Origin of the sequence: Prosthecobacter gellanilyticus (genome assembly GCF_007992435.1) — a bacterium.
GTDB lineage: Bacteria > Verrucomicrobiota > Verrucomicrobiia > Verrucomicrobiales > Verrucomicrobiaceae > Prosthecobacter > Prosthecobacter gellanilyticus.
Genome location: NZ_BKAG01000003.1, coordinates 37,192 through 49,175, shown reverse-complemented (window position 1 = coordinate 49,175; position 11,984 = coordinate 37,192). Strand labels below are relative to the sequence as shown.

The 11,984-nt window shown below is 59.8% G+C and carries 12 protein-coding genes; 1 reads left to right on the top strand and 11 read right to left on the bottom strand.

From position 1 onward, the window contains the following. Positions 1–44: 44 nt before the first annotated feature. The 10 genes from rplW to BGE01nite_RS03110 form a co-directional block, all read right to left on the bottom strand. Positions 45–311, bottom strand: coding sequence for a 50S ribosomal protein L23 (gene rplW, locus BGE01nite_RS03155; RefSeq protein WP_246145658.1), 267 nt, complete (start codon positions 309–311; stop codon positions 45–47). Between the two features lie 22 nt (positions 312–333). Continuing rightward, the gene (gene rplD, locus BGE01nite_RS03150; protein WP_146848811.1) at positions 334–942 is read right to left on the bottom strand and encodes a 50S ribosomal protein L4; all 609 of its coding nucleotides are present in this window, start codon (positions 940–942) and stop codon (positions 334–336) included. Positions 943–962: 20 nt separating this feature from the next. Continuing rightward, a complete protein-coding gene (gene rplC / locus BGE01nite_RS03145; protein ID WP_146848810.1) occupies positions 963–1,616 on the bottom strand; it encodes a 50S ribosomal protein L3 in 654 nt (217 codons plus the stop codon). A gap of 35 nt (positions 1,617–1,651) precedes the next feature. After that, the gene (gene rpsJ / locus BGE01nite_RS03140) at positions 1,652–1,960 is read right to left on the bottom strand and encodes a 30S ribosomal protein S10 (RefSeq protein WP_146848809.1); all 309 of its coding nucleotides are present in this window, start codon (positions 1,958–1,960) and stop codon (positions 1,652–1,654) included. Positions 1,961–1,999: 39 nt separating this feature from the next. Then, positions 2,000–4,150 (bottom strand): elongation factor G, encoded by a 2,151-nt coding sequence (gene fusA / locus BGE01nite_RS03135; RefSeq protein WP_146848808.1) that lies wholly within the window; start codon positions 4,148–4,150, stop codon positions 2,000–2,002. A 61-nt stretch (positions 4,151–4,211) separates the two neighbouring features. Continuing rightward, on the bottom strand, positions 4,212–4,685 hold the full coding sequence (rpsG, locus tag BGE01nite_RS03130; protein ID WP_146848807.1) for a 30S ribosomal protein S7: 474 nt from the start codon (positions 4,683–4,685) through the stop codon (positions 4,212–4,214). Positions 4,686–4,736: 51 nt separating this feature from the next. Beyond that, a complete protein-coding gene (gene rpsL / locus BGE01nite_RS03125) occupies positions 4,737–5,144 on the bottom strand; it encodes a 30S ribosomal protein S12 (protein WP_146848806.1) in 408 nt (135 codons plus the stop codon). Between the two features lie 515 nt (positions 5,145–5,659). Next, the gene (locus tag BGE01nite_RS03120; RefSeq protein ID WP_146848805.1) at positions 5,660–6,070 is read right to left on the bottom strand and encodes a SufE family protein; all 411 of its coding nucleotides are present in this window, start codon (positions 6,068–6,070) and stop codon (positions 5,660–5,662) included. Between the two features lie 103 nt (positions 6,071–6,173). After that, positions 6,174–7,742: a translocation/assembly module TamB domain-containing protein gene (locus tag BGE01nite_RS03115; RefSeq protein ID WP_146848804.1), complete on the bottom strand. Its 1,569-nt coding sequence runs from the start codon at positions 7,740–7,742 to the stop codon at positions 6,174–6,176. 70 nt (positions 7,743–7,812) lie between these two features. Then, positions 7,813–9,609 carry a sulfurtransferase gene (locus BGE01nite_RS03110; protein ID WP_246145656.1) on the bottom strand — a complete coding sequence of 599 codons (1,797 nt, stop codon included), beginning with the start codon at positions 9,607–9,609 and terminating at the stop codon, positions 7,813–7,815. 108 nt (positions 9,610–9,717) lie between these two features. Here BGE01nite_RS03110 and BGE01nite_RS03105 point away from each other — a divergent pair, with 108 nt between their 5' ends. Next, positions 9,718–11,235, top strand: coding sequence for a sulfatase (locus BGE01nite_RS03105; protein WP_146848995.1), 1,518 nt, complete (start codon positions 9,718–9,720; stop codon positions 11,233–11,235). A gap of 50 nt (positions 11,236–11,285) precedes the next feature. On the opposite strand, the gene BGE01nite_RS03100 is transcribed toward BGE01nite_RS03105, so the two are convergent. Continuing rightward, complete coding sequence (locus BGE01nite_RS03100) at positions 11,286–11,933, bottom strand: SGNH/GDSL hydrolase family protein (RefSeq protein ID WP_146848803.1); 648 nt, start codon at positions 11,931–11,933, stop codon at positions 11,286–11,288. Positions 11,934–11,984 lie beyond the last annotated feature (51 nt).

Here is an 11,984-nt window from a genome sequence, read left to right as displayed (position 1 = left end):
GCTGTGAGTCCTTGTGGTTAAGGTTCGGAACCGGGGTTAGTGAATTACACGAGGTCAAGACGCTCGCCGTCCTTCAGACGGACAATGGCCTTCTTATAATGATTCGTGCGGCCGGCATCAGCGCGGCGTTCACGACGGGCCTTGCCATCAAAGGTGGCAGTGCGGACTGCGGCGACCTTCTTGCCGAAGTGCTTTTCCACAGCGGCCTTGATCTGGATCTTGTTGGCCGATCGGGCGACGATGAACACGTAGTCGTTGTTCTCTTCACCGAGACGGGTGGCCTTCTCGCTCAGGCGGATGGTTTGGATCACGGAATGAGGGTCTTGGATCATATCAGGCAGTCCTCCGGGCAAGGGTTTCAAGGGCGGCGGTAGTGACGAGGACCTGAGGGTAGTTCAGGAGCTGCTCGGCGTTCACGTCTTCAGCGGAGATGAGCTGGACGCTCTGCACATTGCGGGCGGAGCGGAAGGTGTTTTCGTCGAAGGAGCCGATCACCAGAAGCTTTTTGGCGTCAGACAGGCTCTTCACGGCGCTCACGAAGCTCTTCGTCTTGCCATCAGCGACGGAAAGGCCGGAGATGGTGGCGACAGCGCCGTCAGAAATACGGGCGGTCAGCGCGGTGCGGAGGGCAAGCTTGCGGACGTTTTTGTTGGTCTTCTTCGCCCACACTGTGGTGTTGCGGGGGCCGAAGACGACACCACCACCAGACCAGATCGGGGAGCGCTTGGAACCCATACGGGCGTTACCGGTGCCCTTCTGGTTCCAAAGCTTGGTGCCGGAACCGGCAACTTCAGAACGGTTTTTCGTATGCGCATTGCCCTGGCGGCGGTTGGCGCGGTAAGCGACGACTGCTTCATGGAGAGCCTGCTTGCCTTTGTGGCCTTCCACAAGGTTCAGGTTCGCCTGCTTCGCGGCGTCGACGGAAAGAATAGTAGCGGACATGATTCAGTTTCCTCCTCAGATTACTTGGCCGCAGGGGCGGGTTTCTTCTTGGCCGGGCGCACCACGACGATGCTGCCCTTGTTGCCGGGGATTGCGCCGCTGATGAGCAGCACGCCATCTTCCGGACGGCTCTGGATGACTTTCAGATTCTGCGTGGTGACGCGCTCGACGCCATCATGACCAGGCATCTTCTGGTTCTTCCACACGAGACCGGGGGTAAGACGGCAACCGATGGAACCAGGACGACGGTGCATCATGTGACCGTGGGTGGCTGGCTGACCGGAGAAGTTCCAGCGTTTCACAACGCCCTGGAAGCCCTTGCCCTTCGTGGTGCCGATCACGTCGACCCACTGGCCGGCGCTGAACAGGCCAGCGTCAAGCTTGGCATCAGCCGCTGGGAGTTGGTCGTCGCCGGTGACACGGAATTCCTTGATCACCTTCTTCGGGGCGGAGCCGCCCTTCTTGAAGTGGCCGAGGAGGGGCTTCGTCACGCGAAACTCCTTCTGGTCTCCGTAACCGACCTGGATGGCGCTGTAGCCATCTTTGCCGGACTTCTGCTTCACCTGGATGATGCTGTTGCCGGAGACATCGACGACCGTGACGGCAATAGCCTCACCTTTGTCGGTGTACACCTTCATCATTCCGAGTTTTTTTCCAATCAAGCCGATTGCCATGGTGAGTATCCTCCTTGGAGTTCAATAAGTGAGGGTTAGATCTTGATCGTGATGTCCACGCCGGATGGGAGGTTGAGCTTCTTCAGCTCGTCCACGGTGCGGGAGGTGGGATCGACGATGTCGAGAAGACGCTTGTGAGTGCGCATTTCGAACTGGTCCATGGACTTCTTGTCCACGTGGGGAGAGCGGTTCACCGTGAACTTCTCGATGCGGGTCGGAAGCGGGATGGGGCCGGCGACCTTGGCGCCCGTGCGCTTGGCGGTTTCCACGATGTCCGCGGTGCTCTTGTCGAGGGTGCGGTAATCGTAAGCGCGAAGGCGGATGCGAATTTTCTGATTGTTCATGGCGTGTGTCCGTCGTGAAAGGGTTTGTGACTAAAAGGATCAGTTTTTGCTGCCGCCGCGCTGTTCGACGATCTGGTCCACAATCTGTTGTGGCACCTGTTCGAAATGGGAAGGCTGCATGGAGTAGCTGGCGCGACCGGAGGAGAGAGTGCGGATGGCGGTGGAGTAACCGAACATCTCGGCGAGGGGGACCTCAGCGCGAAGGATGGCGGTGGTGCCACGGCTGTCCATGCCCTGGATCTTGCCACGGCGACGGTTGAGGTCACCCATGATATCGCCCTGATAATCTTCAGGAGTGGAAGCTTCCACAGCCATGATCGGCTCGAGCAGGATGCACTTGGCTTTCTTCAGAGCGTCTTTGACGGCGAAGATGCCGGCCATCTTGAAGGCGTTTTCGTTGGAGTCCACGTCGTGGCTGGAACCATCAACGAGGTCGATGTGAAGGTCGATCACCGGGTAACCCGCGATGATGCCGTTCAGAGCGGCTTCGATACAACCTGCCTTGGCAGGGTTGATGAATTCTTTCGGGATGGTGCCGCCGACAACCTTGTTTTCGACGACGACGCCGGAACCCTTCTCACCAGGACGGATCTTGATGACCACGTGGCCATACTGACCGCGACCACCGGACTGCTTGACAAGCTTGCCTTCGCCATCGGCTTCCTTCGTGAGGGTCTCACGGTAGGCGATCTGAGGCTTGCCGGTGTTGGTTTCCACTTTGTGCTCGCGCTTGAGGCGGTCGCAGAGAATTTCGAGGTGAAGCTCACCCATGCCGGCGATGATGGTCTGGCCGGTTTCTTCGTCGGTCTTGACGAAGAAGGTAGGATCTTCTTCGGAGAGACGCTGAAGGGCGTTCGCCATGCGCTCCTGGTCACCCTTGGTCTTTGGCTCGACAGCCATGGAGATAACGGGTTCTGGGAAGGTCGGTGGCTCAAGCAGAACTTCGAGGCTCTCGTCGCAGAAGGTGTCGCCGGTGCGGACGTCTTTCACACCCACGAGGGCGGCGATGTCACCAGAGTAGCAGGTGTCGATGTCTTTATGGACGCTGGCCTGGATCTGGATCAGGCGGCCGACGCGCTCCGACTTGCGAGTGCGGGGATTGTAGATGGTGTCACCCTTGGAGATCTTGCCGGAATACACGCGGAAGAACACAAGGCGGCCAAACTTGTCAGACCAGAGCTTGAAGCCCAGGGCGATGAACTTGCCGTTGTCGTTCGGGGTAGCTTCAACGATGTTTTCTGGCTCATCCACAACGTGACCCTTCTGGGCTTCGATGTCGAGAGGGCCGGGAAGATAGTCGATCACGGCGTCGATCAGATACTGCACGCCCTTGTTCTTGAAGGCGGAACCACCGGCCATCGGGATGATCTTGTTGGCGATCACAGCGCGGCGGAGGCCGGCCTTCAGTTCCACAGGGCCGATAGGCTGCTCTTCGAGGAACATCATGCCCAGCTCTTCGTCAGAGCTGCAGGCGGCGTCGAGAAGCTCGTCATAGGCAGCTTTGGCGCGGGCTACTTCAGCACCTTCGAGATCACGGACGGTGTACTTGGAACCAAACTTTTCGTCATCCGAGTAGATGATCGCCTTCTGGTTCACCACGTCGATCTGACCGATCAGATTTTCTTCAGCACCGATCGGGATGAGGATCGGGTAAGCAGGAGCGCCGAGCTTGGTGCGGACGTCCTTCACCACGTTTTCGAAGTTGGCACCGGTGCGGTCCATCTTGTTCACGAAGGCGATACGAGGCACACCATACTTCTCAGCCTGGCGATACACCGTCTCAGACTGGGGCTGCACGCCGGCCACACCGCAAAGCACGAAGATGGCACCGTCCAGCACGCGCAGGGAACGTTCCACTTCAGCGGTGAAGTCCACGTGTCCAGGGGTGTCGATGATGTTGACGCGGATGTCTTCCATCTCGCGGGTCTTGTAGATCCCCTCTTCCTTCAGCTGCTTCCAGCGGGCCGTCACAGCGGCGGAAGTGATGGTGATACCACGCTCCTTTTCCTGCTCCATCCAGTCTGTCGTGGCGGCGCCGTCATGCACTTCGCCGATCTTGTGGATCATGCCGGTGTAAAACAGGATTCGCTCAGTCAGAGTCGTCTTGCCCGCGTCGATGTGGGCACAGATCCCGATGTTACGGGTGCGCTCCAGAGGGTATTCGCGGTTGGGAGAATTCGGATTGGACATGGGTCGAAAAAAGAAGTGGGGGGTAAGATCGGCCTGGTGAGGAAGGAGATCCGCTCAGTGATTAGAAGCGGAAGTGGGCGAAGGCGCGGTTGGCCTGAGCCTGCTTGTGCACGTCGTCGCGTTTGCGGACGGAGGAACCCTGGCCCTGGGCGGCTTCCTTGAGCTCGTTGGCAAGGGCGCGATGCATCGGCTGACCTTTGCGACCGCGAGCATAACCGACGAGCCAGCGCATGGCGAGAGACTCGGAACGGGCGGTGCTGACTTCGAGCGGCACCTGGTAGGTGGCACCACCGACGCGGCGGGCCTTCACCTCAACCTTGGGCTTCGAATTCTCGATGGCGCGGTTGAAGAGCTCGAGCGGATCCACGGTTTCGGTCTTCTCATTGAGAATGTCGATGGCGGAATAGACGATGCTTTCAGCGACGGACTTCTTGCCGGAGAGCATCACGCGGCTGATGAGCCGGGCGACCACTTCACTGTCGTAGCGAGAGTCTTTGACGACTTCCTTGTCGTAAACGCGTTTCCTGCGGGCCATAAATTGAAAAGGTTGGAGATGGGAAAGATCAGTTCAGAGAAATCCAAAGGCTTACTTCTTGCCTTTGGCCGGAGCGGCAGCAGCACCCGGCTTCGGACGCTTGGCACCATACTTGGAACGGCCGCGACGGCGCTTGTCCACGCCAAGGCAGTCCAGAGTACCACGGACGATGTGATAACGCACACCCGGCAAGTCCTTCACACGACCGCCGCGGACCAGCACGATGCTGTGCTCCTGGAGGTTGTGGCCTTCACCACCGATGTAGGCGATGACTTCAAAGCCATTCGTCAGACGGACCTTGGCAACTTTACGAAGAGCGGAGTTCGGCTTCTTCGGGGTGCGGGTCATCACCTGGAGGCAAACGCCGCGACGCTGCGGGCACTTTGCAAGCGCAGGCGACTTCGACTTCACCGCTTTGTCTTTGCGGCCGTGTCTGACGAGCTGATTGATGGTGGGCATGTTGTCTGGGGAAAAATTCCGTTCCGTTAAGTTGGCCTGGTGGGGCTGGAAACAGGAGAGACAATGTGCCTGCTCTGCGAATGTCAGAGTCGAGCACAGTGTTTTTCCGGTTCACTGCTCCGATAGGAGATTGAATCCCGAAGGATTCGATCCAGCAGGGCTTTTGGGGGAAAAGCCCGGAGCTGGGGGCGCGCATTCTGGGACAGGATGGGGGAATCGCAACCGATATTTTGATCTTATTGAATCAATTTTTTAAAAAGTTATTCACAATCTTGCCACGCTTCTTGTTCGGCATTCACTCTATTTGGTTGGGTCGGACCCCATTCAAGGCATTGATTTAGAGCGATTCGCGACGACGTTTAAATCGGTTTCTAGTTTTTCACATGGCGGCAAATGCTCCACGGAACAAAACATCGTTCGGTCGTGAAGAGACCTGACTTCATCACGAATCTTCATCGATTCTGTCCGCCATTCGGCGGCCCCGAGTCTCAAAAACGGCCCGTTGAGCGGTTCGCTCAGGCTTTCCAATGGCTCGCCAGCTCTCTGATCCTGCCTCTCACGGCGCTCAGGCCATTCAGGCGGGTGGGGGAGAGGATCTTCGTGAAGCCGCAGCGTGTCCAGAGCTCAGGCTCGACCTCGGCAGCCTCCCAAGGGCTGACGTCGCTGTACAGGTCACAAAGCAATGCCACCAAGCCTGCCACCATGGGGGAGTCCGCCGAGCAGCGGAACTCGGTCAGGCCGTCCTTCACACGGCCCTTCACCCAGACACGGGAGACGCAGCCGGGAACGATGAGGTCATCTCCCTTCTGTTCCTCCGGCAGCCGGGTCTTTGCCACATAGCTGGTCAGGGCCGCCAGGCGCTCCTGGGCGTTCTCGATCAGGTTCAGGTCGTCGATGAGTTCAGCTTGTTTGGCGGCGAGGGACATGAGGCGGTTATACTGGGCTTTCTGGGCAGACGAATAGTTGGATAGGAACAGGGGAATTCTATTCGTCTGTCCCCATTCGTCTGTCCTTTGAACTTCGCATTCCCTACTTTCCGAGGAGTCCGCCACCCAGGCCTTTCAGCAGGTCGATGCCCTTTTCGGCGGCATCGCTGGCCTTTTTGACCGCGTCTCCAGGGTTCGTGAGGGTTTCGGTGGCGCTTTTCATCACCTCGCCGGGCTTTTTGGCCAGATCCTCGCCCACCACAGGGGAGAGCAGGGTCTCCCCGGCCTTGCCCACGACCTCCGCCGGGGCATTCAGGAGAGCTTTCCCGGCTCCGCCCATGAGGCGCTCGGTCAGGTCTTCCCTCGGTGCATCGATGGTGCCCGTGATGTGCAGCGGAGTCCAGATCATGCCCGCAGGCGCGGTGGGGTTTGTGCCGGTGAAAACATGCTGCTGGGCACCAGGGATCCAGCGCAGGGTTTCCGGCGTCACGCCGAGCATGAAATGCCCGTCGATCTTGCCGCTGAGGACGGCGATGTTTCCCTCGATGCGCAGGAGGCCGTTCGACTGGATGACGATCTTCTCGAACTGCCGCGATTCGCCGCTGCCGGTGACATGCGCGGTGGCGATGTCCAGCACCAGGCGCTTGAAGCGCTCCACGTGGGTGTAGCTGGCCAGTTTATCCAGCACCGGCAGAGCCGTGAGCACGGCATTCTTGAGCTGCACATCGCCTTCCACCCTGGGTTCCCTGCCCTGCCCGCCCGTGATGTTCAGATCACCCTCGACGAAGCCAGTGAGACGCAGTTTCCAGTCTTCGGACAAGACCTCCCGAAGGGGGATCCCGCTGAGGTGGGTGCTCAGTTCCCAGGTCTTTTCCTGGGGGCGCACATGGCCGCGCGCGGTGATCTCGCTATCGCCAATCCAGCTCAGGGTGGCGCTGGTGAGGTGCAGATCCTCACGGCTCAGGCGGGCGCTGGCACGGGAGAGATTGAACTTCATGGCGTGGAGCTGCACAGGCAGCTGCACCGGGGTCTCCAGGATGCCGCCTTCCACCGTGGCTTGCACAGACTGCTCGCCCTGCTGCCAGGCCGCCACACGCAGTTTGGACTCGCTGAGCCGCCAGCCGCCAGGATAGGTCAGCAAAAGCGCATCAAAGCGCACGCCATCGATCTCCGTGGTGTTCGGCAGGTAGGCCTTGATCCATTCCGGGATGGAGGAGCTCTGCGTCTCGCTGGTGAGCAGGGGTTCCGTGGGCGGCGGGACGGTCACCTGGGGCAACCCGGTCTCCGGTGCCTTGAAACTGAGCTCCAAGGAATCCGCGCCCGTTTCCACAATGCGCCATTGGCGGTTCCGAAAGGCCTGCCAGTCCAGCCCGACACGCAGCCCGCTGACTTCCGCCTTCCAGCCGCTCACCGTGGTGGCTTCCATCATGGAGGTGGTCACCTCATCACCCGTCCAGCGCAGCGGGCCGAGCGTGACGCTGCCTTTCATCTGCGTGCCGAGAAACTGCTCCATCCTGCCGCGGAAGGCGTCTTTCTGCACATAGCCGCGCACCCAGTTCATCACCAGCATCGGCGCCATGAGCACGAGCACGATCATCACCGCTCCGAGTCCGAAGAGGACCAGGAGCCAGCGTGGAATCTGGCGGGAGCGACGACGTGAACGAACAGCCATGAGGCACGCAAGATGCGGGACATTGCGCCATTCGGCAATCAAATCACAGCGCTTGTGATGGCATCGTGCTCTAGACGAAGCGCGGCGGACTCTCAAACACCACCCGCTCACCTCTCAGCGGATGTTTGAAGCCGACACGCCAGGCATGCAGGCACATGGCAGGGGCATCCGCAGGCAGAGTCTGCGTATCACCTTTCACAGTACCCGGCAGATACACCGGATCACCCTTCACGGGATGGCCGAGCTGCCAGAGATGAACACGAATTTGGTTCGTCCGGCCCGTGATGGGCTTCGCCTCAACAAGCGAGGTGCCATCGGCATCACGGCTGATCACACGGAATTCCGTGCGTGCTTCATCGCCGGACTCTTCATCGATCTCGCGGCTGCCGAGGCCGCCCGCTTCGCTGCTGATCGGCAGGTCACAGACGAACTCATCCTGCACGGGATGGCCGATGACTCGCGCGAGATAAGCCTTCTCCACCTCGCCACGCGCAAACTGCGTCTGCACCAGCTTGGCAAAGTGGCGCGTGCGAGCGTGCACGACGAGCCCGGTGGTGTTTGCATCCAGGCGATGGCAGGCGCGCGGCATCTGCGGCGCATAGGCCTCATGCAGGATGTACTGTAGCGTGTTCCGGTTGTAGCGCCCGCAGGCATGCATGGGCAGCGGCGCAGGCTTCTCCAGCACGATGATGGCCTCATCCTCATGCAGCAAACGAATGTCCGCATTCACATCAGGCTCGATGACGCCCTCATGCAGGCGAAAATAAAACTCCCCTGCCCTGACGATCTGATCCGGTGCGGCAGGCTGCTTCTGGTCATTGAGCAGACGCTGCTTCTCAAAGAGCGTCAGCCACTCCTCACGCGGCATGTAGGGGAAGATGGTGCACACCGTTTCAAGCAGCGTAAAACCATCACAACGCTCTGGAATGGTCAGCGGGCGATGGTTGTCATACGGCACGCTGCCGGGCAGCGGTGTGGTGACACGGCGGATGGCTTCCTGACTTCGCGCGAGGCTTTCTTTGCGCTGCTCCTCGTCGGTCTTGAAGCAATAGGGACAGGACTTGCCTTCCACATAGCGGGGATCGCGCTGCTCCTCCTCATTCAGCGGCGTCTGGCAGTGGAAACATTGGTTAGACTCCGTCTCGCGCAAAGCGGGGTCCACACCCACACGCTGGTCGAAGACAAAGCACTCGCCCTCCCAGTAATCACCGCCGACTTCCTCGAAGTACTTGAGGATGCCGCCATCAAGCTGCCACACCTGCTCAAAGCCTTCGCTCTCCAAAAACGGTGCTGCTTTCTCACAGCGGATGCCGCCTGTGCAGAAGCTGACGATAGGCTGCTTCTTCATCTCCTCGGGCAGCTTGCGCACGGCCTCAGGGAACTCACGAAAGCTGTCGATGCCGATCACCTTCGCACCTTTGAAGGTGCCGAGCTTCACCTCGTAGTCATTGCGCGTGTCCAGCAGGACAATGGGCCTTCCCTCATCCAGCCAGCGCTTCAACTCCGCGGCTTTCAGATGTGGCGAGGTGTACTTCGCAGGATCGATGCTCTCGACACCGAAGGCGATGATCTCCTTCTTGATGCGCACCAGCATGCGATTGAAGGGCTGATGCTCGTTGAAGCTATACTTGGGAGCCACGTCTTCCAGGCCGGGGATCTGGCGCAGCACCTCCACCAGCGCATCCACGTTCGAGCGCTCGCCGGCGATGAAGAAATTGATGCCTTCCGTGCTGATCAGGATGGTGCCCTTCAGCGCGTGCTCTTTGCAAAAAGCCATCAGGCGCTCGCGCAGCGACTTGAGGTCACTCAGCGGCGCGAACTTGTAGCAGGAGATGTTCGTGATGGGCAGATCGGAGACAGGAACCATGGACAGGGGATTCCGTGGGCTGTGCGCGCCCCGGATGCAAGCGCCTGGAAGGCACGATTTGGGAAATTTGTGAGCATGTCTTGTCGTTCCAGCGGCCCTCCCATCACCATGCGCCCGCTTTTCCATCACCTCCTCGCCACGTTGCTCGTCCTTGCCGGGGCTGCCCAGGCCGCCCAAAGCCCGAACGTGCTCTTCATGATCGCGGATGACCTGAACAACAGCCTCGGCTGCTACGGACACCCTCTGGTGAAGACCCCAAACCTGGACAAGCTGGCCGCACGCGGTGTGCGCTTTGAGAAGGCGGCCTGCCAGTTCCCCCTCTGTGGCCCGAGCCGGAACTCCATGCTCACCGGCCTCTACCCGAACAGCAGCGGCATCCTGACGAATGGCCAGCTTTTCCGCCAGACCGTGCCCTCCCAGGTCTCCCTACCCCAGGCCTTCCGCCAGGCGGGTTACTTCGCGGGGCGCATCGGCAAGCTCTACCATTACAACGTCCCGAACTCCATCGGCACAAACGGCCATGATGATCCAGGATCCTGGGAGCTGGAGCTGAATCCGGCCGGGGCGGACCGCCTCACGGATGAGCCGAACATCTTCAGCCTGCTGCCCGGAAATTTCGGCGGCACGCTGAGCTGGTATGCCTCCCCATCTCCCGATGAGAAGCACACGGATGGCATGATGGCCCGTGATGCGGCCTGGGTGCTGGAGCGCTGCGCGCGCGACAAGTCCCGCCCCTTCTTCCTCGCGCTCGGCTTCTTCCGTCCGCACACGCCCTATGTCTCGCCAAAGCAGTGGTTTGAAGGCTATCCGGTGGAAAAGATGCCCGTCGTCAGTGGCATCGAGGAAGATCAGAAAGACCTGCCCAAGCACGCGCTCGGCAGTTATAAAAAGGAGCAGGACGATCTCACCGACGACCTCCGCCGCCAGGCGCTGCAGGCTTACTTTGCCGCGATCAGTTACATGGATGCGCAAGCGGGCATTGTGCTGGATTCACTCGACAAGCTCGGCCTAACCGACAACACGATCGTCGTCTTCACCAGTGATCATGGCTACCATACCGGCGAGCACGGCCTTTGGCAGAAGCAGAGCCTGTTTGAGGAAAGCGCCCGCGTACCTCTCCTCATGGCCGGTCCTGGCATCAGCAAGGGCGCTGTGGCCAACACACCCGTAGGCTTGATTGACCTGTATCCGACGCTGGCAAACCTCTGTGGCGTGAAGGCTCCGGAGAATCTCCAGGGTCAAGATCTCTCCGCCATCCTCAAGGACACCACGCAGACCGGGCGCGGCTGGGTGCTGAGCCAGGTCGTGCGCGGCGGAGGCTTCAAGCGCGCTGGAGCGAGCGCGGCGAAGGGTGACGATGGCAAACGCATCTTTGGTTATTCCCTCCGCACCCCGCGCTACCGCTACACCGAGTGGGATGAAGGCAACGAAGGCCGCGAGCTCTACGATCACGAGACAGATCCGAAGGAGCTCACCAACCTCGCCGACAAGCCTGAGCACGCCGCCACCGTCAAAGAGCTTTCCAGCCAGCTTCAGGCAGCCGCCAAAGCCACCTTCCCCGCTGACGGCGTGACGCCAAAGGTTTCTGAAGGTGCGATGTGGGCACCAAATTTGACAAAGCCATAAGTAGCCTCTCGGTGAATCATGATTCCTGAATCAGGAATCATGAATCTTCTTCAGTCCATCGCCCGGATCTTCTCGGCGATGGCGTAGGCCAGCTTGGGCTGCTCGGTGGCCTCCAGATGAATCCCATCAACGGGGCTCGTCTGCACATAATCCTGGCTGTTCAGATACGCGCAGCCCAGACTGATCGCCAGAGCCTCGTAATATTTCGGGAACTGCTCGCTGCGCGCGATGCCGTTCGGGATCTTCGCATCCAGATCCGGCAGATGAGCCAGGCTGCCAACCTTCGGCGGGCACACCAGAAGCAGACGTGGTGCGCGATTGTCAGGTCCTGCATTGCTGCCCAGGATCATCCGCGCCAGGATGCCCGCACCATTGGCGATCTCACCCGGAGGCAGGTTATAGTAGCTCTTCAGGTCATTCGTGCCGAGCATCATGACCACGATATCAATCGGCTTGTGGCTCTCCAGACATGCGGGGAGATACTCCTTGCCATTGCGGGCAATGTTCAGCGGATCTTCATGCACCGTGGTGCGGCCATTTTGACCTTCCTCGATCACACGGAAGTCTTCGCCCAGTTCCGTGGCCAGCAGGCTGGTCCAGCGCACGCCGAGGGGATGCCGCCGAGGATAAGGCGCGGTGATGTAAGCAGGATCAAATCCCCAGGTGTTGGAGTCGCCGAAACAAAGGACAGTGGTCATTGCGAAGGACGGTGCGCAGCGCACCCGGACACGTCCAGCACTATTCAAAAT